24 protein-coding genes, 1 pseudogene and 2 riboswitches are annotated in these 25,250 nt (G+C 49.9%); of the genes and pseudogenes, 8 read left to right on the top strand and 17 right to left on the bottom strand.

The features are described 5' to 3' along the window. Nucleotides 1-2: 2 nt before the first annotated feature. On the bottom strand, nt 3-566 hold the full coding sequence (locus tag ACLIN2_RS18925; protein WP_411501822.1) for an RNA 2'-phosphotransferase: 564 nt from the start codon (nt 564-566) through the stop codon (nt 3-5). Between the two features lie 23 nt (nt 567-589). Next, complete coding sequence (locus ACLIN2_RS18930) at nt 590-1,270, bottom strand: CPBP family intramembrane glutamic endopeptidase (RefSeq protein ID WP_411501823.1); 681 nt, start codon at nt 1,268-1,270, stop codon at nt 590-592. 193 nt (nt 1,271-1,463) lie between these two features. On the opposite strand from ACLIN2_RS18930, the gene ACLIN2_RS18935 reads away from it, so the two are divergent. Continuing rightward, a complete protein-coding gene (locus tag ACLIN2_RS18935) occupies nt 1,464-2,663 on the top strand; it encodes an MFS transporter (RefSeq protein ID WP_092267850.1) in 1,200 nt (399 codons plus the stop codon). A 100-nt stretch (nt 2,664-2,763) separates the two neighbouring features. Further along, a complete protein-coding gene (locus ACLIN2_RS18940; RefSeq protein WP_411501824.1) occupies nt 2,764-3,243 on the top strand; it encodes a CcdC family protein in 480 nt (159 codons plus the stop codon). 56 nt (nt 3,244-3,299) lie between these two features. Here ACLIN2_RS18940 and ACLIN2_RS18945 read toward each other — a convergent pair. Then, nucleotides 3,300-4,298 (bottom strand): annotated as a pseudogene (locus ACLIN2_RS18945) (FecCD family ABC transporter permease). 352 nt (nt 4,299-4,650) lie between these two features. Continuing rightward, nucleotides 4,651-5,463, bottom strand: coding sequence for a VOC family protein (locus ACLIN2_RS18950; protein WP_092267848.1), 813 nt, complete (start codon nt 5,461-5,463; stop codon nt 4,651-4,653). 137 nt (nt 5,464-5,600) lie between these two features. Between ACLIN2_RS18950 and ACLIN2_RS18955 the strand changes: the two genes are divergently transcribed. Both ACLIN2_RS18955 and ACLIN2_RS18960 read left to right on the top strand, forming a co-directional pair. Further along, nucleotides 5,601-6,749, top strand: a complete 1,149-nt coding sequence (locus ACLIN2_RS18955; RefSeq protein WP_411501825.1) for a CapA family protein — start codon at nt 5,601-5,603, stop codon at nt 6,747-6,749. 57 nt (nt 6,750-6,806) lie between these two features. Beyond that, nucleotides 6,807-6,938, top strand: a complete 132-nt coding sequence (locus ACLIN2_RS18960) for a hypothetical protein (RefSeq protein WP_258957656.1) — start codon at nt 6,807-6,809, stop codon at nt 6,936-6,938. 8 nt (nt 6,939-6,946) lie between these two features. Here the strand turns inward: ACLIN2_RS18960 and ACLIN2_RS18965 are convergent, their stop codons facing one another. The 4 genes from ACLIN2_RS18965 to ACLIN2_RS18980 all read right to left on the bottom strand — a co-directional run bounded on the left by ACLIN2_RS18965 (nt 6,947) and on the right by ACLIN2_RS18980 (nt 11,640). Further along, a complete protein-coding gene (locus ACLIN2_RS18965) occupies nt 6,947-7,912 on the bottom strand; it encodes a threonine ammonia-lyase (RefSeq protein ID WP_092267847.1) in 966 nt (321 codons plus the stop codon). Nucleotides 7,913-7,986: 74 nt separating this feature from the next. Next, nucleotides 7,987-9,141, bottom strand: coding sequence for a M20 metallopeptidase family protein (locus tag ACLIN2_RS18970; RefSeq protein ID WP_411501826.1), 1,155 nt, complete (start codon nt 9,139-9,141; stop codon nt 7,987-7,989). A 15-nt stretch (nt 9,142-9,156) separates the two neighbouring features. Continuing rightward, on the bottom strand, nt 9,157-10,563 hold the full coding sequence (locus ACLIN2_RS18975; RefSeq protein WP_411501827.1) for a YfcC family protein: 1,407 nt from the start codon (nt 10,561-10,563) through the stop codon (nt 9,157-9,159). Between the two features lie 198 nt (nt 10,564-10,761). After that, a complete protein-coding gene (locus tag ACLIN2_RS18980; RefSeq protein ID WP_411501828.1) occupies nt 10,762-11,640 on the bottom strand; it encodes a LysR family transcriptional regulator in 879 nt (292 codons plus the stop codon). Between the two features lie 142 nt (nt 11,641-11,782). Here ACLIN2_RS18980 and ACLIN2_RS18985 point away from each other — a divergent pair, with 142 nt between their 5' ends. After that, the gene (locus ACLIN2_RS18985) at nt 11,783-12,838 is read left to right on the top strand and encodes an ornithine cyclodeaminase family protein (RefSeq protein ID WP_411501829.1); all 1,056 of its coding nucleotides are present in this window, start codon (nt 11,783-11,785) and stop codon (nt 12,836-12,838) included. A 30-nt stretch (nt 12,839-12,868) separates the two neighbouring features. Continuing rightward, nucleotides 12,869-13,993, top strand: a complete 1,125-nt coding sequence (locus ACLIN2_RS18990) for an aminotransferase (protein ID WP_400586600.1) — start codon at nt 12,869-12,871, stop codon at nt 13,991-13,993. 72 nt (nt 13,994-14,065) lie between these two features. On the opposite strand, the gene ACLIN2_RS18995 is transcribed toward ACLIN2_RS18990, so the two are convergent. Beyond that, entirely contained in the window at nt 14,066-15,334 is a 1,269-nt protein-coding gene (locus ACLIN2_RS18995) for a homoserine dehydrogenase (protein ID WP_411504564.1), read from the bottom strand. An 81-nt stretch (nt 15,335-15,415) separates the two neighbouring features. Next, nucleotides 15,416-15,525, bottom strand: a riboswitch (SAM riboswitch). Nucleotides 15,526-15,605: 80 nt separating this feature from the next. After that, nucleotides 15,606-15,713, bottom strand: a riboswitch (SAM riboswitch). A 416-nt stretch (nt 15,714-16,129) separates the two neighbouring features. Between ACLIN2_RS18995 and hxlA the strand changes: the two genes are divergently transcribed. Together hxlA and hxlB are read left to right on the top strand one after the other, a co-directional pair. After that, nucleotides 16,130-16,765: a 3-hexulose-6-phosphate synthase gene (gene hxlA, locus ACLIN2_RS19000; RefSeq protein WP_092267841.1), complete on the top strand. Its 636-nt coding sequence runs from the start codon at nt 16,130-16,132 to the stop codon at nt 16,763-16,765. A 15-nt stretch (nt 16,766-16,780) separates the two neighbouring features. Next, complete coding sequence (gene hxlB, locus ACLIN2_RS19005) at nt 16,781-17,338, top strand: 6-phospho-3-hexuloisomerase (protein ID WP_400586603.1); 558 nt, start codon at nt 16,781-16,783, stop codon at nt 17,336-17,338. 62 nt (nt 17,339-17,400) lie between these two features. Here the strand turns inward: hxlB and ACLIN2_RS19010 are convergent, their stop codons facing one another. The 8 genes from ACLIN2_RS19010 to zwf all read right to left on the bottom strand — a co-directional run bounded on the left by ACLIN2_RS19010 (nt 17,401) and on the right by zwf (nt 25,211). Then, entirely contained in the window at nt 17,401-17,916 is a 516-nt protein-coding gene (locus tag ACLIN2_RS19010) for a DinB family protein (RefSeq protein ID WP_092267839.1), read from the bottom strand. 38 nt (nt 17,917-17,954) lie between these two features. Further along, nucleotides 17,955-19,238, bottom strand: a complete 1,284-nt coding sequence (locus ACLIN2_RS19015) for an ATP-binding protein (RefSeq protein ID WP_411504565.1) — start codon at nt 19,236-19,238, stop codon at nt 17,955-17,957. A gap of 22 nt (nt 19,239-19,260) precedes the next feature. Beyond that, entirely contained in the window at nt 19,261-19,503 is a 243-nt protein-coding gene (locus ACLIN2_RS19020) for a hypothetical protein (RefSeq protein WP_411501830.1), read from the bottom strand. 146 nt (nt 19,504-19,649) lie between these two features. Beyond that, on the bottom strand, nt 19,650-20,276 hold the full coding sequence (locus ACLIN2_RS19025) for a cyclase family protein (RefSeq protein WP_411501831.1): 627 nt from the start codon (nt 20,274-20,276) through the stop codon (nt 19,650-19,652). Between the two features lie 94 nt (nt 20,277-20,370). After that, entirely contained in the window at nt 20,371-21,708 is a 1,338-nt protein-coding gene (locus ACLIN2_RS19030; RefSeq protein WP_411501832.1) for a glucose-6-phosphate isomerase, read from the bottom strand. Between the two features lie 54 nt (nt 21,709-21,762). Beyond that, nucleotides 21,763-22,758: a Gfo/Idh/MocA family protein gene (locus ACLIN2_RS19035; protein WP_122959534.1), complete on the bottom strand. Its 996-nt coding sequence runs from the start codon at nt 22,756-22,758 to the stop codon at nt 21,763-21,765. 16 nt (nt 22,759-22,774) lie between these two features. Next, nucleotides 22,775-23,677, bottom strand: coding sequence for a phosphogluconate dehydrogenase (NAD(+)-dependent, decarboxylating) (gnd, locus tag ACLIN2_RS19040; RefSeq protein ID WP_411501833.1), 903 nt, complete (start codon nt 23,675-23,677; stop codon nt 22,775-22,777). Nucleotides 23,678-23,711: 34 nt separating this feature from the next. Then, nucleotides 23,712-25,211, bottom strand: coding sequence for a glucose-6-phosphate dehydrogenase (zwf, locus tag ACLIN2_RS19045; RefSeq protein WP_411501834.1), 1,500 nt, complete (start codon nt 25,209-25,211; stop codon nt 23,712-23,714). Between the last annotated feature and the right edge of the window lie 39 nt (nt 25,212-25,250).

Genomic DNA, 25,250 nt, shown 5'->3' on the forward strand with positions numbered 1-25,250 from the left:
GGCTATTGGAGATGAAGATAGTCAGGCGGTATGGCTTCGGCAAAGTAAAAGGGATCGGAATGAGAATACGGCACGCAAAGGCGGAAGAAGCGAACGCCTGCTTGATACGCCGCTTCGGCTTGCACTTCGAAAAGCGATAACGTATCACCCGGTGCTCCGATCGCCTCCCCTGTGTCTGCCAGTTGGACGTATTCGCTGGCGATCGGCAAAAGCCCACTGGCCTTTACTTGATCAATCAGCCTGCGATGGGTACCGTAGTAAAGGATCTCCGGTGGGGCTACTTCCGCCAGCCTGCCTTTCGTCTTTGTCGGCATAAATCCATGTGTAGCCCGGATCAGCACGCCTTGATCCCACTCCAATTGACGAGCAGGGTCATTTTCCACGACCTCTCTGATATCTGCTCGTGTCACCGTCTCCATTCCTTTCAGCGTTTGCAGGTAACCAAGCAATGCCCCGACCGGAGTATATCCGTATGTATCATAATAAAGCTGGTGATACTCGCTGTTCTGCCGCAGTATACTCAGCAGCCGTTTCCGAAGACGCGTTTGTTCGTGACTCGTAAGCATATCCGATCCCCCTCGCAAGCCACTCAAAATATCCACCATAATACCGGAATGACAAGTCCTAGATCTGCCAGCAAATGGCTGAACCAGGTTGGATAGACAGAGGGAAACCTCCCTTTCATCCACCCCCAGAAGCACCCAACCCCAAAAACCAGCAGAGTCATCAAGCATCCCCACCGGAAACCGAACAGGACCGTCGAAACTACGAGATGGTACAGACAATAAAAAAAGCTCGACAGCAGGATCCCTACGACCCTCGACATGACGACCAGGAAGCGCTGCAGGACAAATCCACGCCAAAAGAGTTCCTCCAATAAAGAATTCACGACCACAAGATACAGCGAAAACCACCAAATCCAGCGGCTGTTGAGTCCCCATAGCTCCAAAACCTGGCGTACGGTTTCCGTTCGCCCTTCGGTTCGCAGCAGCACCCAGATGCCTACAGAAGCTCCCAGCATCAGCACGACCCCGCTGGTCACTCCGAAAAGAACGCCCCTGTGCTCCATCTGCCCCCAGGCAAATTGCCAGCTTTCTTGCAAACTGCCCTCCCACCAGCCATGCAGGACTGGAATGCACAGGCACACGACCAAATGAAAGCAGACAAAAGTAACAAACAAGCTTTGTTTTTCCACTAATCCGTAAAAAATCGTCAAGGTGGCAGTAAATCCGTAACCGATCAGTAGCAGTAACGACCGTTTATACGCCAAAAAGACTAGCCCCCTTTTCCCGAGTGGAAGAAAACGCATGCCGGGTTCATCACAACCTGCCGTCTGTAATCGGTTTAGCTTCCCCCTCTCCCGCTGCCTGCATACCACTTATCACCGTGAATATACAAATGATTCCGTAAATGCTATACTGTGGGATGCCCGTTTGGCAAAATTTTTTTAAATGGAGGCCCTCATGTTGTGGCGAAACCGAACTTTCCTATTGCTAATGACAGGTGAGGTAGTCGCTGGCGCAGGTATGTGGATTTCCATCATCGCCAATCTGCAGTTCATGCAGAGCTTGATCCCTTCCGAGACGGTAAAGGCCCTGGTTCTGATGTGTGGATTGGTCGTCAGCATCTTGCTCTCACCAAAAGCTGGCGTGATCATCGACATGTACGACAAAGGCAAGATCATGATGCTGGCCAGTCTGATTCGCTGTCTCAGCCCGGTCTTTATGTTTCCAGCGCTCGCGAATGATTCGCTCGTCTGGATGATCGTCTCCCTCATCGTCATGCAGTGCTCCGCTGCCTTTTATTTTCCCACCGTGCAAGCGTCACTGCCCGCCATCCTGTCTAAAGACGAGCTTCTGAAAGCAAACAGTATCTATCTAAACATCTCTACCCTGTCCCGGATCGGAGGTACCGCAATCGGGGGTGTTCTGGTCGTTTCGATGGATCTGTCCATGCTCTATGTCTGTTCGATCATCGCGTATGCTGTCCTGGCTGTGGTGACCCTGTTTTTGCGTATTCCTCCGATCACTTCCCGCCGTATGAAAGAAAAGGTGGAATTTCGCGAGGTTCTGACCATCTCCCGGCAAGATCCCGCTCTCTTCGTCGGGCTGATCAATAATGGACTTGTCACTCTGTTCCTTGGTGGAGTCAACCTGATGATTCTGAATCTAAGTACCCTTCAGAATGAACCACAGCTCATGGGATGGATCTACATGGCAGAAGGGTTTAGCATTTTCGTCGGCGGCTTGCTCGCCAAGCGTTGGATCGGCAACAAAAATCTGATGGCATCCTCGACTTTGATGCTCATCTTTTTCGGAATCTCGCAGTACGGTATGTCCTTTGCTTCACAAAAAGTCATGATCCTCGCTTCGTTCGCCGTATTCGGCTTCATCGTCGCATTCTTTTTCCCTGTTACCGCTACGATTTTTCAAAAGCGGCTGCCCGAGCATCAGCAGGGTCGATTCTTTTCCTTTAAAAGCATGCTCGACCGCAGCTTTTTCCTGATCGCCCTCGGCGTCACCGGCGTTGGCCTCGACCTCATGGGCATATCTGGCTACTTGCTTTGCATCGGCACACTGACCATTCTCTTCGGAGTAGGTACGTATTGGTACAGCAAAAAGCACAAGCTGGATGTACGCGCACATGATGAAGCCGCAGCTTGAAAACCTAGAAAAAGGGAAAGCATGTAAGATCCTTTACCTACATTCCGACAATAGTGTATGATATGAGTATCAGCTCGAAAATTGTTGGAGGGATTCTTCCATGCAAATACTGTCATCGACGGCACTGGGTATCCTGGTGCCTCTCATCATGGCCACGGTGGTCATCTTTTTGCGCATGCGCCGGCAAAAAAAGCCCGTGTCCGCAAGAAGCATCATCTTGCCGCCCTTTTTTATGGCTACTGGCTTTGCAATGTTTTTCTTTCCAGAAGCGGCAACTCCCCCGATGTACGACTTTACCGCCTTTCTCGTGGGTGTAGTATTTTCCGTTCCCCTGATCATGACCTCCCGCTTCGAGATCGTCGGGCAGGATGTTTATCTGAAGCGCTCTAAAGCGTTTTTTATTATCTTGATGGGGCTTCTGATCATCCGCCTGATCATCAAGCTGGTGATTAACGATTCGTTTACGCCCATCCAAACAGGCGGCCTGTTCTTCCTGCTCGCTTTTGGAATGCTGGTGCCGTGGCGAATCGCGATGCTGTACATGTACCGCCAATTGACGAAGAAAACATATGGTACGTAACAACTGAACGAGAAGACAAAAAGCGAGGTCTCCACATCTGGGAACCCTCGCTTTTTCTATAAATCTTTGGCCTTGGCCAGCAAATACAAGAAATACGGAGCACCGATAATCGCGACGACGATCCCCGTAGGAATCTCGGAAGGCTGTAAGATCCAGCGCCCAAGCGTATCTGCCGTAATCACCAGCAAGGCTCCACAAAGGGCTGCTGCCGGCAACAAAACCTCGTGACGAGGGCCAACCAAACGACGTGCCAAATGCGGCCCAATCAGACCTACAAACCCGATGCCTTCGCTGACAGCCACGCACGAAGCCGCCAAGCCTACAGCGGCAGCCGGAATTCATGCTGTCGTTTGCTGCATCGCTTACAACCCCTTCCCTGTTTGCGCGCAAGGTAGAGGAAAAACGGAACCCCGATCAGCGCAATCAGCGCCCCCATCGGAGTTTCGAACTGCGGATTTACCATCCGTGCCGCCAAGTCAGCAAAAACGACCAGCAAGCTGCCCAATACAGCCGAGCACGGAATGACCCAACGATAATCCACCCAACCAGATAGTCCCAGCTACACCACCCGCATACCAGAAAGCCATATCTTGACCAACCTTGAAGTAGAGGGCGATCCCATCACTCAGCGCAGACAGCATGCCACTTAACGCCGCACCGAGACCTGCTCCCAAAAAGCTGTACAGAATCAAATACATAAATGGCAGGCCCGGGGAAAAAGCAAAGCAAAGCGCCAGTGCAAAGCCTGCCCCTGAATTCAGACCCAAAATACTGGAATCTGCCAATGGATTCAGTGTCATCCCCTGCATGATGGCACCTGCCACCACCAAACTCGCTCCTACCATCGCACCACCCAGCAAGCGCGGCAAACGAACCTCTTGAATGATCTGATGCTGGGTCACATCCGGATTAAAATGAAAAATAGCGTCCCAAATAACCGAGAACTGAATGTCTGCCGCGCCGAATGAGATCGATAGGACCATCCCGAAGAAAAGCGCGATAATCCCCCCGAACAAAATGGCTGCAGCTGCCCAAGGGCGGGAAGGGAACTTGATCTCTTCCTTACTTACCCCTTCCTACAGAGGCTGTGCCTGTTGTGCCGCTCCTCCGCAGCCAGTCAATGCCAGCATCGCTACCATAGCTGCTGCTAGACCTTTCCACGCTCTTTTTTGAACATTACGGACCATGATCTTACCCTCTCCTGTACCTAATGATTTCTGCTAGATCATAAAAATGATTCTCATTCTCAATAATTGCTAAATATGATCATATGCCGAAATCATCTGTACGACAATGCACATTCTCAAATTCTTTTTATACAAACGCAAGTGAATGCAAAAAAAGGAGGGTATGGCCCAGCTCGTCCCAAATAGACGGACCTGGTCCATACTCGCCTTGACTACTTGCCTAGCATGGAAGAAGCGTGTACATTCCGCCAAGTACGACATCTTGGGCTTCCTTGCTCTCTGTGCATACCTTCACGGCAAATGGCCGCTCCCCTCTAGCTTGCAGAGCGTTGCTCGCCTGCCCTGAACCGACCGGCTGACATAGCGTAATCGAGCTTCCGAGTATCTCCAGCTGCCGGCATTTTGCTCCCAGTTGTTCATCTGTAAAAACCTCGCTGCTCTCCCAGCCAAACCAAAGCTGCCACCTGCCCACAGCTTCCTCCAGATCAGATACGGCATAGCAAACGGACTGGATCGACTTGGCTCCGTTGGCATGCGGGGCTATGACCCCTCGACTCGTCAAGTCTTTCACCCGTTCCTCATCCGACTCTTCCCACTCGATGAGAAACGGCGGCTGCAGAGCGCTATCGGGATCGTCGAGGAACAGCATTCTCCAGCGAATCGTAGAACCATCTTCCCGCATTCGGCTTCCTGCCACTGGTCCAGTGACTTTCAATCCTGTTTGACGCAGCCGGTTCGCCCATTCATCCATTTGCCGTGTGCGAAGCGCAATCTGCCCAAGCCCCTCTCCCCGCTTCTGATCAGCTACCAGCTGCCGAATCAGCGGATTCTCGGACTCCTTCGCCAAGGCTTGCCGCTCGACAGCTAAAAACTCCACATACGTCAGCCCAAAGTAGCTCAAGCTATTCCAGGTGCCCCACATTGCATGCCTGCCTCCCGCTACGGCATGGTACCCTTTTGCCCGAAATTGTTCTGTTGCCTCCGCAGGGGCGCGATGCACAAAATGAACAATGTGATCCAAAGCTAAATCCACGCGCTCTCACCTCTGTCCTCTCCTGAAAAACATTTTGTTCATTGTACTTCTTCTCCCATGAAAAGGAAAGACAGGAGGAAGCATGGTATAATGGACGAATGTTTCGACAAACGATGTCTTATTCGACAGGAGGAATCATGAGCCGAACGAGTCGAACCGTAACAAGACGCAGAAAAACGATCACCAAGTGGCGCCAGGCCGGGCAACGAACACTGCTTTTCAGTTTGTTCGCCATTCTCGCGGTCGGTGGTTACGTCTTGTATGAGCGGATTTCAAGCACGGGACAGGAAGGATCTGCACAACCAACTCCTCCATCCCACCAAGAGAGCGAAGCAGCTCCTGAAAAAGAGCCCACGATTTCACTTAGCTTTGCTGGCGATGTCATGATGTCAGGGAACGTCGAGAAAACTTTGCAGGAAAAAGGGTATGACTATGCTTTTTCGCACGTGTCCCCTCTCTTTCTCGCGGATGACTACACGATCGTCAATCTGGAGACGCCGATCACCGAACGAGGGACTCCCTCTGACAATAAAGCCTTCGTGTACAAATCCTCTCCGCTCGCGGTGCCAGCCATGAAGCAGGCGGGGATTGATGCCGTCAATCTGGCAAACAATCATACGCTCGATCAAGGAACAGAAGGGTTGCTCGACACGCTGGCTGCACTCGAAAACCATCAGATTGATTACGTAGGTGCAGGAAAAGATGATGCCCGGGCCTATGCTCCTGTGTACATCGAAAAAAACGGGATTCGCGTGGCCCTGCTCGGCTTTAGTCGAGTCATTCCCGAATACAGCTGGTACGCCGGAAAAAACAAGCCGGGGTTAGCCGCCACCTACGACCCTGCCCTCGCCGTCCAAGCGATCCAGGAGGCACAAGCTGGGGCAGATGTGGTCATAGTTATCGCCCATTGGGGAAAAGAAAAAGTGGATGACCCGATCGAGCACCAAACGACTCTTGCCCGCACATTCATCGATGCAGGGGCAGATCTGGTGATCGGAGGACATCCACATGTTTTGCAAGGCTTTGAAAAATACCAGGACAAATGGATTGCATACAGCTTGGGCAACTTTATTTTCACACGAGCTTCCGAGCCCAAGACATGGGAGAGCATGGTGCTTCAAGCCGAGTGTACCAAGCAAGGCAGCTGTGAACTGACGATGCTTCCCTACCACGCAAAGCTAGGTCAGGCTGTCCCGATGAATGAGGCAGACGGCAGGCTTTTGCTGGAGCGGATCCAATCGCTGTCCAATTCCGTTACCATTCACCCAAATGGTCGTTTGGAATGAAACATTTTCTTCCGCGTCACGTAATACCTAGAGAAGCATGCGAAAGGAGGGTCTGCTATGACAGGATTGCTCATCGCCCTGGGCGCATTTGGGATCTTTGCTGTCTCCGGGTATTTCCTGACGAAGTGGGAAAAGGTCGTCTTCCCAGGCAACCAGCAAAACGGAGAGTCAAAGCCCAATCAGAAATAAACTTGCGCTTAGGTATAGCTGTTGATAATCTTACCCAGCTTGGCTGCATCTACATTGCTGCCGCTGACGATGTTCAATACTTTTTTGCCTTTCAAATGGGGCAAATGCCCGTGCAACAAAGCGGCAACGCCGACTGCACCGGAGCCTTCCACCATGTAGTGATGCTCTTTCGCCAGCCAGTACATCGCATGGGCAACTTGCTCTTCCTCGACCAGCACAAATTGGTCGACAATGGTAAGCGCCAGATCCAGATTGCCTTGGGAAATCCCTCCATGCAAGCCGTCAGCAAGCGAGTCGCTGTACGTCACATCAGCCAGTCTGCGCTCCTTGAACGAATAGTACCAAGGTGGCGACGCGTGCGTCTGAATCCCGATCACTTCAATGGCTGGATTGAGCGCCTTGGCAGCGACGGCGATTCCGCAAATAAGTCCTCCGCCACCTGCTGGAACCACAATCGCATCAAAGTCCGGCTGCTCGAGCAGCGCTTCCAGTGCGACTGTCCCTTGTCCTGCGATAATCTCGTTATCCTCGAACGCATGGACGAAGGTCCGCCCAGTTTCTTCTGCTAGCCGATACGCGTACGCCTCTGCTTCATCGTAATTGTCACCGTGCACCACCAGTTCAGCCCCATACCGCTGAATGCCAGCCCGCTTCGTTTCCGGAGCCGTCTTTGGTACGACGATCAAGGCTGATACCCCTGTGAGCGATGCCGCGTACGCCACGCCCTGTGCGTGATTTCCTGCCGATGCCGTAATGACCCCTCGTCCCAGTTCCTCTTTGGATAAAGAAGAGATTTTGTTCAAAGCGCCGCGCAGCTTGAACGAACCCGTCTTCTGCAGGTTCTCCAGCTTGAGCCATACTTCAGAACCCACATGCAAGGAAAGCGCATCTGATTTCATCAACGGCGTCTTTACGATTTCGTGCTCGATACGTTTTTTTGCTTGCAATACACTTAGCATGGAAACATTCAGCATTCTTTCGTACCTCCTGAAGCTTTTTTCTATTCTGTCTGTGAAGCTGTGCACCGTGCCGATCCCTGACCCATTTTTCAGGAAAAGCGACGGATGAGCTGGATAAACAGCTCGATCGCGGTCGGAATCGCATCTTCGTCGATATCAAAGCGCGGATGATGGTGAGGATATGCACTTCTCTCCCCGCCCATGCCCACAAAGACAAACGCTCCTGGACAATGCTCCAAATAATAGGCAAAGTCTTCGGCAGCCATAGTCGGCTCCATGTCAGCCGCGTAGAAGGATTCACCGAATGCCTCAACGACGACTCGCTCTACATAGCGACTTTGCACCCGGTCATTGACCAAGGGAGGCGGTCCCCAGCTGTACTCGATTGTGCCCACCGCGCCAAAGCTCGCAGAGACACCTTCCACGATTCTTTGCATTTGCGTAAAGATTCGCTGTCTGGTCTCTTGGGTTAGGCTGCGCGTCGTACCCAGCATGACAGCCTCGTTGGGAATGATGTTGTACGTACTGCCAGCTTCAACCTTGCCGACTGTCAGGACAGCTGGCTGCAAAGGGCTGATCGCTCTGCTGACGACGGATTGCAGTCCACTGACGATTTGACCCGCGATGAAGATGGGGTCGACGGCATCATGTGGCATGGCACCATGTCCCCCTTTTCCTTCTATCGTGATCGTGAACTCATCGCAAGCCCCCATCATCGAGCCGTGGCAGACACCGATCTTCCCCTTTTCCAACGGCTGCCAGAGGTGAATCCCGAAAATCGCATCGACGCCATCGAGTACGCCTTGATTGATTAAAGCGGTCGCCCCGCTTGGATCGCGCTCTTCCGAGGATTGAAAAATCAACAGGACGTTCGCTTTCACGTCACTCCTGTTTTCCGCGAGCCATTTCGCGACTGCCAGCAAGACAGCTGTATGTCCATCATGTCCGCAGGCGTGTGACACCCCTGGAACTTTCGATTGATAGACTTTCTGTCCTTCCTCCATCACAGGCAGTGCATCAATGTCGGCACGCAGTGCAATGGTTTTGCTTCCTTCCGTCCCTCGCACCAGCCCTACGACACTCGGTGCGGCAAAGTCCAAAATGGGAATACTCAGCTCTTCCAGCTGTCTCTTGATATAGGCATGGGTCAGATGCTCTTCCCCTGACAGCTCTGGATACTGATGCAAATGTCGACGATGCTGTACGGCCCATTCGCCAAGTGCCGTAGAAACCAATGCTTGCATGAACGGTGCCCTCCTTTAAAACGGTCCGTAGCCAATGAGCTGTGCTACGATAACGGCTACCAAACCGATGGCGTACTGCGTCAAAATCAGAGGCATGATCCATTTCGCCCAACGTCCCCATGGAATACCGGCAATCGCCAGACCTGCCATGAAATAGCCTGATGTCGGGAAGATAATGTTGCCGATCCCGTCTGCCATCGAAAAGCTGAGTACGGCAGTTTGTCGAGTCACTCCTACCAGATCGGCCAGAGGCGCCATGATCGGCATGGTCAGCGCTGCTTGTCCACTGCCAGATGGAACGATCAAGTGGATGATCGCTTGCAGCAAGTACATACCCACTACGCTCAGTGCAGGAGGCAAGTGGTGAATCGCCGATGCTGCGTGGAACAGAATCGTATCGATCACATGCCCGTCCGTCAAAATCACGACGATCGCACGCGCCACACCAATAATCAGGGCGCCTGAGATCAGACCTGCTGCCCCTTTCATAAACGCATTGACCGTTTCTCCTGCAGACAGCCTGCCGACGATCGCGATGATAATGCCCAATACGGTAAACAGACCTGCAATCTCCGTGATAAACCATTCGTATTTAACGACCCCGTAAGCCAGCAAGGCAAAGTTGAGCAGGAAGCAGGTCAACACGATTTTGTGTCTCGTCTCCAGCTTCACATCCTTGGACTCGAGGTTATCGTATTTCCCCTCTGCGAAAAAACCGTAGCCGCGGTCGCGCTTCACTTTCATCGCATAACGGTAGACAAAATAGACCGATACCGCGTACATAATCACGAACAGTATGATCCGGTAGCCCATCCCCGAAAATGGCGGCAGCTCTGCAATACTCTGCGCAATCCCCACGGTAAATGGATTCATGACCGCTGTGGTAAACCCGATGGACGCCCCTACCAGCACGATCGCGGTCCCAGTAATGACATCAAAGCCCAAGGCAATCGCGAGGGGAATCATGATCCCCAGATAAGCGAGCGTTTCCTCTGCCATCCCCATCAGAGCTCCACCCATAGCAAAGAAAAGCATCATGATCGGGATCAGCCATTTTTCCTGATTCGCCAGCTTGCGAGAAAGCGTAGAAATGAGTGCTTCAATCGTGCCTGTCGCTGTTAAAATACCAAAAGTACCACCAATAATAAGGACGAAAAAGATAATGGACGAAGCTTCTACCATTCCTGTGTGAATCGAACCGATCACGCCCATCAGACTCACGGGAGACGATTCGATTCCTTTGTAGGTGTCAGGTACGACAATGCTGCGACCATTCACCTCGGTCCGCGTGTATTCGCCAGCTGGCAGAACATACGTTGCAAGAGATGCGATGACCAGTACGATCAACAACAGCACGAAAACATTAATTTCCCTAGGCTTTCTGTTCAATGGTGCAGGGGCTGAAACATTCGTTTGTGCCATCGAGCAGTTCGACCTCCTTCTTATCTAAATTTTCTGTCTCCAAATGGTAGCATACTCTCTTAGAACCATCTAATAAGGAATGCCTATGGTAACCATTGAGAGATTCAATTCTATCGGTTCAAGAACTCTGTCGGCACGCCGAAAAGGCCGATCGCCTCCGCAGAGGATCCGCCTCACCCTATCCTGCTTTTTTATTCTCTATCGACCTGTCGCTTCCGGCCAGCCTTCTATCACCAGCTCTGCGAATGACCGAATCGTCGTCTCCTCGGATCGATCCTTCAAAAAAATAAGATGGGTATCCAAACGTTGCTCGAGCTGGTGCAAAGGAACGAGCAACCCGGATGCCAACTCCTCGCGAATCAAATTTGCACTGATTAACGCGACACCCGTATGATTCAAGGCCGCTATTTTGATGGCTTCCTCGCTGCTGCTTTCGATCGCAGCTGCCGGATGATAGTCTAGCTCCGTAATCGACTGGCTATGGAGACCCTCAAGATTGTAGCTCTCTTTATAGATAAAAGGGAAATGCTCCATGATGTAGCTCCGGTCATGCTTTTCATAGATTTCTCTGGACGTGACGACCAGCAGCTTTTCCTGTTCCAAAAGTCTGCTCTCCACTTCCGGCTTGCCACTCACCCCTGCGATGATGCCGATGTCTGCCTCATTGGAAGTGATCATGTTTACGGCATCCGCACTGTTGCACGAAACGAGCTTTAGCTTGACCTGCGGATGATGATGGATATAAGAACGGATCAACTGGCTGAGATAATGGGTCCAGTAATATTCCGGTGCCGCCACTACCAGTGTTCCGTAAGGTCCGTCCAGCATTTTTATCGCCTTATCCATTTGGGAGACGACTGCGAACAGCTTGTCCACATACTCTTTCATCATCTTCCCGGCCGGTGTCAGAAACGTTTTTTTCCCGACCCGATTGAACAGCGGATGTCCAATCTCTTTTTCCAGCGTCTGGATTTGCAGTGTAATCGTCGGTTGTGTATAGCCGAGCATTTCGGCAGCTTTGGTTAAGTTAAGCTGGTCTGCTACTACTTGAAATGTTTTTAACGTGCGAAGCTCCATCCTGCTCCCCCCAAGCTTAGAAGGTCTCTCTGAGATTCCTATGGTTACTATTGAATACACTAATTTCATTATTATTTTATTCTATGCTAAAGTCAAAGCCATATCATCCAAAGAGTCAAAAAGAGGGAGAGGGGGATCTATCATGTTTCCATTTCGAGTAATCGATGAAGCAAGCGTGAGAAAGCTGCTGGACATGAAAAACGTCATCGAGCTGGTTGAGCGAGCCTACACGCTCAAGGAGCAAAAAGAAGCATCACTGTTCCCAATGGTATTCCACGAATTTGCTCCAGGGAAAGCTGACATGGATATCAAATCCGGTCATCTTAAGGGAGCTCATATATTCGGACTGAAGCTGGTCTCCTGGTTCGGGGATAACCCGTCCAAAGAGCTTCCCGCACTCGTCGGTTTTGTCATGGTTCTCGACAGCGATACCGGCGTTCCGAAAGGCATGATGAGCGGCGAACCAGTAACCTTGATGCGTACAGGTGCGGCCGGCGGAATCGGTGCCAAGTATTTCGCAAGACCAGAATCCGAGAACTTGCTGCTGGTAGGCAGCGGACATCTGGCTCCATATGAAATCATGGCTACCCTTTCCACCATGGAGCACATCAAAAAAGTGACGGTATACAATGCAAACTCCTATGAGAGAGCAGCAGCCTTTTGTGCGACGGCAAAAGACAAGCTGAAAAATATGTTTCTTCCACCTTATCAAAATGATCAGGAGCTTTATCAGACGCTTCTGGACCGCATCGACATCGAGTACGTCGCAACCGACAACATCCGTGCAGCCACAGAAGAAGCAGATATCATCATTACCGCTACTCCTTCCCACAAGCCGATCATCATGAAGGAATGGGTCAAGCCTGGCACACATTTCTCCTGCGTTGGCGCAGATATGGCAGGAAAACAGGAAATCGATGAGAATCTCTTTTCATCCGCTCGCGTTTTCGTAGATGACGTGACACAAGCCATCAACGTCGGCGAAACCAAAGTCGCTGTCCAAAAAGGGCTCATCACCAAAGACGACATCATCTCGGAAATCGGCAGCGTCATCCTCGGCAAGACACCTGGCCGCTTGTCCGATCAAGATATCACCATTTACGACAGCACTGGGATTGCCTTGCAGGATTTGATCACAGCGGATTACGTCCTCAAAAAAGCGGAGGAGCAAGGCATCGGAACAATTGCACAGCTTTAATCAGTCAAATGAGATAAAGGAGGAAGGATTGTGGATATCAAGCTTTTTGCAGTAGAGGATTGGATGAACAAATACGAGATGAGCGCGACGTACAATATCGCGGAGACTTGCGTCGATTCCTTGACGGTTGAGGAACTCATTTCGATAGATGGAACGAATCCAGAAGACTTTTTCCGTTCCCTCGCTTCCAAAAAACTGACGTATGGACACATTGAAGGCTCGCCGGAATTCCGCACACTGGTTTCCCAGCTGTACACGACCGTTGACCCGCATCAGGTGCTCGTCATGAATGGCGGGATCGCGGCCAACTTCCTGGTCTTTTACTCGCTCGTAAAGCCTGGCGACCATGTTATTTCCGTCCATCCTACCTATCAGCAAATCTATGATGTACCAAAATCATTTGGTGCCACCGTCGATCTGCTGCATTTGAAGGAAGAAAACGGCTTCCTGCCCGATCTGGATGAACTACGCTCGCTCGTGCGGGAAAATACGAAGCTGATCTGCATCAACAACCCGAACAACCCGAGCGGCTCCCTCATGGAGCGAGATACCTTGGAGAAAATCGTGGAAATCGCCCGCTCCTGCGGCGCTTACCTACTCTGCGACGAGGTCTACCGCAATCTGCTGCAGGATGATGATCTCATCGTCCCTTCTATCGCCGACCTGTACGAAAAAGGGATCAGTACATCCAGCATGTCAAAGGCGCTTTCCTTGGCTGGGTTGCGCTTGGGCTGGATCGCAGCTCCGAAAGAAGTGATTGAGGAGTGCATCAAGCATCGGGATTACACTACGATCAGCGTAGGGATGCTGGATGATCTTTTGGCTGTCCATGCCATGAAAAACTACGACCGGATTTTAACCCGCAATCGAAAAATTATTAAAGACAATCTGGCAATCCTGGATGAATGGGTAGCGAATGAGCCTGCGATTACGTACGTCAAGCCACGCGCAGGTACAACCGCGATGCTAGGATATGACTTGCCGATCTCCTCCGTCGATTTCTGCGAAGGATTGTTGAAGGAAACAGGTGCCTTCCTGACCCCTGGTATTTGCTTCGACATGGAAGGCTATCTGCGAATTGGCTATGCATGCGAGACAGAAATGCTGCGCGAAGGCTTGCAGAAGCTTTCGGAATACATCCGTTCCAAGCGATAAGCTTTCGGATTGGTTGCAAAGGGCTGTGGAGGCGATCTCCACAGCCCTTTTTTGCATGAAGTGAAGATAATCTTATTCTGCTGATGAGCCAAGCAATGGGAAACATCGCACCTGTAACCCAAAGTCGGACCGCAGCAGGTCGGAATGCTCATCCGTGAGGCCCGTTGTAATCAAGCCAGCGCGCAGGACTCCCCCCAAGTCGAACTGAACTTTCAGCTTGTGCACTTCCACACCTACCAAGCGCAAGAAGTGAAGTACCCGATCTGGAGTAGCTGCAGGTCCAGTCCCTTCCACATAGCAAAAGGACTTCGCTTCCGTCTCTTGCGTCGTTTCCGCGCCCCCTTCTCTTTCCCTCCATGCAGGATGCGGGGTAAATGGCTGGGTCAGCAAATACGCTAAATCTTCCACGACTGCACTCGCTGTCGGCAGCTCGCCTGCTCCTCTCCCCGTAAACAGCAGATCCCCGACAATATTTCCAGACAGCTGAACTGCGTTAAACGCATCCTGAATTTGTGCCAAAGGATGACTGAGGGGCAGCATGGTTGGCTCCACGGAAAGACGGATACCTTCTTCTGTTTGCTCTGCTTGTGCAATCAGCTTGATCCGGTAGCCGAGCTCACTTGCGATGCGAATCTGCCCAGCCGTCAAATCAGCTATCCCTTTGCGGTTTACTTCTGCCAGCGGGAGTGATTCGCCATATACCAATTGCGCGAGTATGTACAATTTGTACATCGCATCGAAGCCCTCCACATCTGAGCGCGGGTCTGCTTCGGCATAGCCGAGCTCCTGAGCCTGCTTCAATACCTCTTGATACGAGAGCTGCTCTTGCTCCATTTTTGTCAGAATGAAGTTGGTCGTTCCATTGAGGATACCTCGAACGCCGCTAATGTCATTGGTGCGCAGGAATTGGCGCAAGACCCCCAGAATCGGGATTCCCCCTGCTACGCTCGCTTCATAGGCCAGATGCACCTGGTGCCTGTTCGCCAAGTCCACCAGCTCAGTTCCTCTTTTTGCGAGCAGCTCTTTATTGGCTGTGACCACATGACAGCCTTTCTCGATCAGCGCACGCACATAATCGTACGTAGGCTCAATACCACCCATGACTTCAACGATAATATCGACATCGCTTTTCAACACGTCTTCAAAATCCGTGGTCAAAACAGAGCGGTCCAAATATACGGCTCTCTCCTTTTCCGAGTCACGCACCAGCGCTTTGACGATCTCGATTCGTTTCCCCAGACGAGACGCCAGCTTCTCCTGCTGCGAACGAATGGTTTTAATGACACCGCCCCCAACTGTTCCCAAACCCAACAAACCTACTCTTACGACACCTGTACTCATCTCATTCACCCCATCCGTAGTAGTGCCGAACAAGAAAAAACCTTCTTCGGTTAAGAAGAAGGTTGGTTGGTCGATCCCTTCTTCTTATCTCGCAGGATGTAGACATCCTGCAGGAATTGGCACCTTGTCATCTGCTGCATGACGGTTGCCGGGCTTCATCGGGCCAGTCCCTCCACCTCTCTGGATAAGAAAACATCCTATGTAGTTCAAAAAATAAAAAACCTTCCTCGATAAGAAGAAGGTTCGCACAAGTCGTATACGAATGACCCGCTTCTTATCTATCGAGACCATCGTCTCGCAGGAATTGGCACCTTGTCATCTGTTGCATGACGGTTGCCGGGCTTCATAGGGCCAGACCCTCCACCTCTCTGGATAAGAACGTTTTATGCTATTGAGGACTATTCTAAGAAATTCCACCTCATCCGTCAACACAAAATTCACTCTATTTACCGAAGAAGGGGTTTCTCCTCCCATCGGCGGCACCCACTCCGATAGAATGAAAGTTACTGGGGCGAGAAAGCGACCAACCGAGAACTGTAGGCCCGATGCCCTCATGTAGAGCCTTTTCTTATCCTCTACTGCACACATTTGTGCGGGTTTTTTGTGTTTGTTGGACCTTTCTTTCTCCTCCTAGCCGTAGTCACTTCTTCGTTACCTAGTTACTTTTACGATACTCGAGTATCCTTTTCCATACTACGTGTGAGAATAGTGCGTACTTACGTAACGAAACAAGCTCATGTAGAATACGTCTTGTAGCACAAAACAACACAAACAACATGAGGAGTGATCCCAATCATGAAACTTCAATTGGCATTAGACCTTGTTAATATCCCAGAAGCAATCGAACTGGTGAAACAAGTCGAAGAATATGTAGATATCGTAGAAATCGGTACCCCTGTCATCATCAATGAAGGTCTGCATGCAGTGAAAGCAATGAAAGAAGCTTTTCCTTCCTTGCAAGTACTGGCTGACCTGAAAATTATGGATGCAGGCGGATACGAGATCATGAAAGCATCCGAGGCTGGTGCAGACATTATCACTGTACTCGGTGCAACTGACGACCTCACCATCAAGGGTGCTGTAGAAGAAGCAAGAAAACAAGGAAAAAGCATCATGGTCGATATGATCAACGTCAAAAATATTGAACAACGTGCGCAAGAAGTCGATGCTCTCGGCGTTGACTACATCTGCGTCCACACAGGCTATGACCTGCAAGCAGTAGGAAAAGATTCTTTTGAAGAGCTGCAAACCATCAAACGCGTAGTAAAACATGCGAAAACAGCCGTTGCGGGTGGTATTAAGCTGGCGACTCTCCCAGCAGCGATCCAAGCACAACCTGACCTGGTAATCGTGGGTGGCGGGATTGCGACACAAGAAGACCCTCGTTCGGTTGCTCGCGAAATCAGAAATCAGCTCAATCAAGGCGCGTAACAGGTAGGTTTCGCTATGCAAACAAACCAATATGCAGCTGAAATTGTAAAAGAACTCAACCGAACTGTTGGATTGTTGCCCGAAATAGAAACGGAATATTTCGTCAATGAAATTTTGCAGGCGAAAAGAATCTTTGTTGCAGGTGCAGGAAGATCAGGACTGATGATCAAAGCCTTTGCCATGCGCTTAGTTCACCTTGGCTTTGAAGCGTATGTCGTCGGTGAAACCGTAACACCTGGTGTTCAAAAAGGTGACTTGTTTATCATCGGCTCTGGATCAGGTGAAACCAAGAGCTTGGTCTCCATGGCTCAAAAAGCAACATTGATCGGAACGAAATTGGCTCTGGTCACGATCTTTCCGGAGTCAACCATCGGCAAGCTGGCGGATGTTGTGATTCCCTTGCCAGGTTCCCCAAAGGACAAGGCTAACGGTGATTACCAAACGATACAGCCGATGGGCTCCCTCTTTGAGCAGACACTCATCGTATTCTACGATGCCGCCATTTTACGATTGATGGAAATTCGCGGCATGGATTCAGAAACGATGTATGGCTTACACGCCAATTTGGAATAGACTGTTTGTGCTACCCTTCCTACATGTGAAAAACTCCGCCGTAATCGAGGCGGAGTTTTTTGCTATACGTGATATCTTTCCTCGAGAATCTTGCCATGATGGAGCTCATGTCCGGCAATGATATACGCCAATGCCCTAGCTGAGCATTCGCTGTTGTTAGCCATTCCCTTTCGCGTCCAAGCATCCACCGGTACCCCCTTGAACAAAGCAAGAGTGGATCCTCGCACCGCCCTGTACTCCTCCAGCAGATCAGACATCCGCCGGGAGTCAAAGGAACCCTCCCTCACGTAGGCTTCATCTTCATAGCCAGATAAAGGAGTCTCGTCACCTCTGGCAAACCTCAGCAAACGGTAGCACATGATTCGTTCCGTATCGATGATATGACCAAGCACCTCCTTCACGGACCATTTTCCGGGGGCATATCGATGAGTTTCTTGTTCTTCCGTAAGACCAGAAAACTTCTTTGTGGTTTCCTCCAGCTGCTGGGATAACGAATGCAGCAGATCCCCTTCTGGAACCAGATCCATATATTTCCCGTAGTAATCGTTGTATTCGTCTTTCGTTGGACGGTTAGTCATCTCCTATTTCCCCCTATTGTTTATCGCAATTCGAATCTTTAGCTAATTCGGGTGGCAGGTGTCTCCTGCCCGTAGTCGAGAAGCGGGATCGAAATCGTAAAGCGCGTCCCTTCTCTCGGCTCACTTTGAACGGCGATAGAGCCACCCATGGCGCGAATCACTTGAAAAGAGTAGGTCAACCCGAGACCCGTACCGCTTGATTTCGTAGAGTAATAAATCGACCCCAATCGACTGATCTGGTCAGCACTCATTCCGACTCCATTATCCTTGATAATCAGCAATACATTTCTGTCCACCAGATTCAGACTCAGGGACACCTTCGCCTGCGGAATTTCCACACAGGCTTCAATGGCATTTTTCATAAAATTCACGAGTACCTGCATGACTTCATCCCCATTCGCGATGATCCAAACGGGCACAACAGGCTTGTGCTCCAGCTCAATCTCGACGTTGCTCATGATGGCATATGACGCCATGACATCGATGATGACCTGCACTTGGTGCGAGAGGTTTGTTTTGCCCTTTTGCTTGCTTGGTGGCTTGGCGATGGAGAGATATTCAGATAACACAGACTCGGTTCGATCAATTTCCATGAGGCTGATGTCGATGTACTGCTCTATCTTTCCTTGCTCCAACGAGCTATACCTTATCAGCTTTAAAAATCCCTTTACAGCGGTAAGCGGATTGCGCACCTCATGAGCAAGAGAAGCAGCGACGTGACTGATTGCTTCAAACTTTTCATTTTGAGAGCAGTTGATAAACAGGGCTTTGTCGGAAGCAGCCTTATGAAACAACGTCGTCAGCAGCCAAATCCCGATCAAGTATTGAAGAGGAAAGACAACCATATGTTCGAAGAGGTAATTGGTGACCAAGTGTGGTTGGTTCAGATACAGAATAAGAGTAGGATGAATGGATAAAACGATCCCTGCCATGCACGTGACGAGTGTCATTCTGTGTGTGCTTTTATAAATCTGATTAAAGAATAAAGACAAGAAAAACGTGCACAGAAAAACGCTGGATCCCGTCCATATGCCGTCTCCCCCTATGTATAGTCGATACACAAAAAATTCAATCAGGAGAATACATCCCGTCTGCAAACCGCCAAAAATCACTCCAAAATACATGATGATATGGCGAACATCAAAATAAAAACCAGAATTCAGATTGCAAGAGAATGTCATAGCCAAAAACAGCGATAGTGAGCTCGTGATGATGATAAATTTTTTGCTGTAGTTTTGAAGTTTATCTCGATAGTAGACATTAAATAGGATAAATGGTAAAAGAGCGAAGAAGAGCTGCAGCATCACGTGCTTGATAATCATCACCAGGATCGCCTCTTCGTCTTCATTTTTGGCTAACCATGTGTCTTGACGGCATGATATGGTTATGTTTTTCATTCGATACTTTTTTTAGGAATCCTTCAAAATGGAAATGCAGCCTTCGTGCATATTTTTGCAGGATCAAAAAAGCACCTCTGCCAATCAGGTGGAAGTGTCTTATCAGCGAGCTTACCCGTTTTGCAAAATTTCCTCCGCATGTATCCCGGTCGTTATCAGCCGATAGCAGCAGTAGCCACTCCAGACTCACGACGAATGGCCTCCGCGAAAGGTATCTCTGATAGCCAGGATAGACCTTTGGTTTGATCGGCAGAACGCGACCACTGCTGCAATCAATCAGATCTACGATAAAAAGAACCTTACGTGGTAAGGTTCTTTTCCATAATCAGTGCGAACTTATTGCGAGATGTTGACCCCATCAAACAGCAAGACTCTGGCAGGTGCAGCGTCAGTCCCGATCAGTTTTAAGGGTGCAGCCACCATGAAGAATTCCCCTTGGGGTACATCCTTCAATCGCAAGCCCTCGATGATAATGACTTGACTGGCAAACAGCGCTTTATGCGTGGGGTGCCCCACCTGACTGCGCTCAATCCCCAAAGCGTCTGTTCCCACGCCACGTACTCCGATGCTTGACAAGTATTCGGCCCCGTCCTGTGCCAAATACACGAATTCAAAGGAAAACGCCTCGTCCCACGAATTCTTCGTTTTGAACAACAGAAAATCATCGGGTCCAATGTCAAATGACTCCAGGTCTGCACGGGTGATTCGGTCCTCCGCATGCGTGAGGTCGAGTACTTTGCAATTCCCCACCAGCTTGTCCAGAGCAATCGTTTCAAATCTTTCCCCATCTGTCACCATGTGAAGTGGGGCATCCACATGCGTGCCCGTATGAACATCTAGTTCGATCCGTGACTCTGTGACATAGCCGTTCGTGACAGGCTTGATCCTGGGTTGTTTCTCCGGTTTGTTTTTGTACACCGTCATTCCTTCAAAAATTGCACCGGTTACGTCATAGATCTTCATCGCATTTCGCCTCCCCAAATCGATGGTTGATCGGACCAAAAAGTTCATACAGTCGCATCATGGGACTGCATGAACCTCTTGAGTCATCGTCATCTTATCTAGCCAAACGCTGCTCGAGCAGTTTCCGTTCTTTTTCGTAGCCAGGCTTTACCAGTAAGGCAAACATATTTGTTTTATACGCCTCCACCCCTGGCTGATCAAACGGGTTGACACCCAGAAGATGTCCGCTGATTCCGCAAGCCTTTTCGAAAAAGACCACTAGCTCTCCGAACGTATATTCATTCATCTCATCCATTTCGATAACGAGGTTGGGTACTCCTCCATCGACGTGTGCGAGCAAGGTACCTTGAAAAGCTTTTTGATTGACTTCATGTAACGTTTTGTCCGCCAAGTAGTTCAATCCATCGAGATTCTCTGGATCGGCCTTGATGGTCAGCTGTTCCTGTGGCTTTTTCACGTGAAGGACGGTTTCGATCAGATCACGACGGCCTTCCTGCACATATTGTCCCATCGAATGCAGATCAGTAGAAAAATCGACAGATGCAGGGAACAGTCCTTTCTGATCTTTTCCTTCGCTCTCACCGAACAACTGCTTCCACCATTCCGCTACATAATGTAAGGAAGGCTCGTAATTGACCAAAAGCTCGATGGACTTGCCTTTGCGATACAACACATTGCGCACTGCAGCGTACTGGTAGCTCTCGTTTTTCTCCAGGTCAGGAACGCTGTATTTGTGGTAGGCAGCTTCTGCCCCTTCCATGATTCGATCAATATTGATCCCGGCTACGGCCATAGGTAAGAGACCAACTGCCGTCAAGATGGAATAACGACCACCTACGTCATCTGGAATGACGAACGTCTCGTACCCTTCCTCTTCCGCCAGTTTTTTCAATGCTCCCTTTGCTTGATCGGTAGTCGCATAAATGCGCCCTCTCGCTCCCTCTTTGCCGTACTTTTCCTCCATATATTCTCTGAAAATTCTGAAAGCGATAGCAGGTTCTGTCGTCGTTCCGGATTTCGAAATGACGTTGACGGAAATATCTTTTCCCTCTAGCACCTCGAGCAGATGGTTCAGATAGGTGGAGCTCATATTGTGCCCGGCAAAGTATACCTCCGTATAACCTTCCACCTGATTATGAAACGAATGGGACAAGGCTTCGATAGCGGATCGAGCACCGAGGTACGAGCCCCCAATTCCAATTACGACGAGCGCCTGCGAATTTTTACGGATCCGTGTGGCAGCCTGCTTGATCCGCTCGAATTCTGCTCGATCATAAAGGATGGGCAAGTCCACCCAGCCCAGATAATCAGAGCCGGGGCCTTTCTTTGCATGTAGAAAGTGATGAGCTACCTTGACGAACTCACTCAAGTAATCGACTTCCCGTTTTGCCAGAAAGCCCAACGCATTAGAATAATCAAAAGACAATGCCATTTCTATTCCTCCTTACCTATGTTCCCTTCTCGTTGTCTGTGTGCAGTACAGTCGTTACAAGTCGGCATCTGATCGATCCGCTGGATATACGAGTCCTAACTGCTTTCTCGCCTCATCCATAATCTCCATCGTGATCAGCGAATTCGCATGGGTGTTCGTGGCTGATTCCAGCGCTCCCTGCTGCACCAGCTCCATAAATTCCCGTATTTCGTAATGCATCAGCTTTGGAGTCTGGGGCCTCGTGACATCTTCTACCCGTCCATCCCGGTACCGTATTTCTATCTTTTTCAAATGATTGATTTTATCGATGACCATCGTAGCGTTCTCGCCCTGAATTTCTGCTGGCAAATACGAGTCCGTAATTTTCGAGTAGATCACTACCGCTTCTTTGTCCTCGTACTTCATCAGGATACTTCCTTCTCCGTCGACTCCTGAATCGAGCATGATCGCCTCCGCCTTGACCGAGGAAGGTTTTCCGAACAAGACCACCATCGGGTACAAACAATAGATGCCGATATCCATCATGGCGCCGTTTGAAAAAGCAGGGTCAAACGCATTGAGGACCGTTCCTTCTTTATACGCATCATAGCGAGAAGAATATTGGCAGTTCCCTGCAAAATACCGCCGAATGATCCCTAGCTTGTGAATGTTCTCCTGAATCGCCTGGAAATTAGGTGCCAACGTAGATTTCACGGCTTCCATAAGCAGTACACCGTTTTGTTTCGCTGCCAGCATCATGGCTTTTGCCTCTGCAGCATTGGACGCTACAGGCTTTTCACATAGTACGTGCAGCCCATTCTCCATGCATAGGATGGCTTGCTTGGCATGAAAAGAATTTGGACTGGCGATATACACGGCATCAAGCACCTTGCTTTTTGCCATCGTCTCGACGTCCGTAAAAACATAGGGAGCATCATGCGTCTGCGCGAAAGATCTGGCGCGTTCTTCTGTACGTGAATAAACAGCTGTCAGAGAGAAACCTTCTACTTCTTTACCTGAACGAATGAACTCTTCAGTGATCCAGTTCGTTCCAATTACGCCAAATCGCATCGCGGATCGCTCTCCTCTAGTTTTTTTCTGCCTTTTCCACGGCATGTCCTCCAAACTCATTTCGGAGTGCCGCTACTACCTTTCCTGTAAACGTATCAGTCTCCATCGAGCGATAGCGCATCAGGAGAGACATCGCAATAACCGGAGTGGCTGCTTGTAGGTCCAAAGCCGTTTCGACCGTCCATTTCCCTTCGCCAGACGAGTGCATAACCCCTTTTAGCTCATCCAGATTGGCGTCTTTGGAAAAGGCTCGTTCTGTCAGCTCCATGAGCCACGAACGAATGACGGAGCCATTGTTCCATACCCGTGCCACTTGTTCAAAGTCAAATGAAAAGTCGCTTTTTTCCAAGACCTCAAAACCCTCACCAATCGCAGCCATCATCCCGTACTCGATGCCATTGTGCACCATCTTCAGAAAATGACCACTGCCGGCTTTTCCAGCGTACAAAAAACCATTTGCTACCGCTGTGTCGCGAAAAACAGGCTCGACGACTAACCATGCTTCCGGGTCTCCTCCAACCATGTAGCAGGCACCGTGTCGAGCCCCCTCCATGCCACCAGACGTCCCCGCATCCATATAATGTACGCCTGCTTCCTTCATTTGATGGTAACGACGGATGGACTCTTTGTAGTGTGAATTTCCTGCTTCGACAACGATATCACCTGCCTGCAACAACGGAGTCAATTCCTCAAGCACGGAATCAACGATGGCGTGCGGCACCATGATCCAGAGCACGCGTGGAGTCTCCAAAGAAGAGACTAATTCCTGCAAGTCAGAGACACCTTTCGCCCCGTACCCTTTCATCGCTTCTACTGCTTGGGCATTGACATCAAAAGCTACTACCTCATGCTGATGGTCGAGTAAATTTTGTCCCAAGTTCAAGCCCATTTTTCCTAAACCGATAAGACCGACTTTCATTCTCGTTCCCTCCTGTCTGTTCCTTCTCGTGTCTTTATGAATGACTCGGGATCGGTTCACGCTCCGGCGCTTTATCCAGCCACCATTGAAAACCGTCTGCTAGCAATAATTCCTCCGAAGCATCAGGACCGTACGAACCTGCCCGATACGTATGCAAAGGAACGAGATTTTCCCGGAAAGCCTCTAGAATCGGCTCGACCCACATCCATGATAGCTCTACCTCTTTCCAGTGAGCAAAGTACGTGGAATCTCCTCTCAATGCATCGAACAGCAACAGTTCATACGCTTCGGGTACATCTTTCGTTCCCGCCGAAAAGTCAACGGTGACAGGCTCAATCTTTCCGCTATTGGATGGATTCTTACTATTCACTTGCAGGGCGATACCCTCATCTGGATTCACGCTGATAATTAGCAAATTCGGTGCCGGTTTCTCCTGTTGATGTTGGTATAGCTGTTCCAACGGATTTTTGAATTCAATAACGATTCTCGTCGATTTTTCCTTCATCCGCTTGCCTGTACGAATATAGAACGGGACGCCCTTCCAGAACGGATCATCAATCCAGACACGAGCCGCTACAAATGTATCCGTCATCGAGTAAGGTTGAACCCCTGGCTCGGCCCGGTAACCAACTACGTGCTTGTCCAAAATTTCTCCCGCCCCGTACTGGCCACGGACCACTTGCTGGCTTATTTCTTCCTTTTGTAAAGGTCGTACGGCTTCCATCACTTGGCGCTTCTGTGCTCGAATATCATTAGCCGTGATTCGTTTTGGCAGATGCATGGCAGTCATCATCAACATTTGCAGCATATGGTTTTGCACCATATCTCGAATGGCTCCTACATGGTCGTAATATCCTGCCCGCTCTTCTACCCCTACGGTTTCGCCGGCCGTGATCTGCACATTGGCGATATATTGGTTGTTCCAAAGAGCCTGGAAAACCGGATTGGCAAATTCCAATGCCTCCAGATTTTGCACCATCGGCTTGCCCAAATAGTGATCGATCCGGTAAATTTCTTCTTCCTCAAATGCGGTACTGAGTTTTTCATTTAATTGTTGGGCAGATTTCAGATCATTCCCAAATGGTTTTTCGATAATCAGTCGCTTCCAGCCCTTCGTCGTACCGAGTCCGCTTGTCTTTATATTCGAGGTAATCACGTCGAAAAATTCGGGTGCCACAGACAAGTAAAACATCCGGTTTTCCGGTATTTGCAAGGCTGCTTCACGTTGTTTCACAGTTTCCAGCAGAGGAAAAAAGGCTTGCGGATCCGTCACATCGACTGCACAATAGCGAAACGCTGCGACAAACTCGTCCATTTGCTGTGCATCTATCTGGGAACGGCGAGAAAATGTACGTACCGACTTCTCGATACTTGCTTGAAACTCTTCGTCTGACCAGTCTCTTCTGCCTACTCCTATAATGGAAAAAGTGGAAGGCATCTTTTTGTCGAGATATAAATTGTACAAGGCAGGGTAAATTTTACGCTTTGCCAAATCTCCTGTAGCACCAAACAACACAAAAGTCATCGATTCCATGTGCGATCCCGCCCCCTTCCTGTATTTTTTCTGAGGTGG

This window comes from Brevibacillus centrosporus (assembly GCF_046622605.1).
Lineage (GTDB): Bacteria > Bacillota > Bacilli > Brevibacillales > Brevibacillaceae > Brevibacillus > Brevibacillus centrosporus.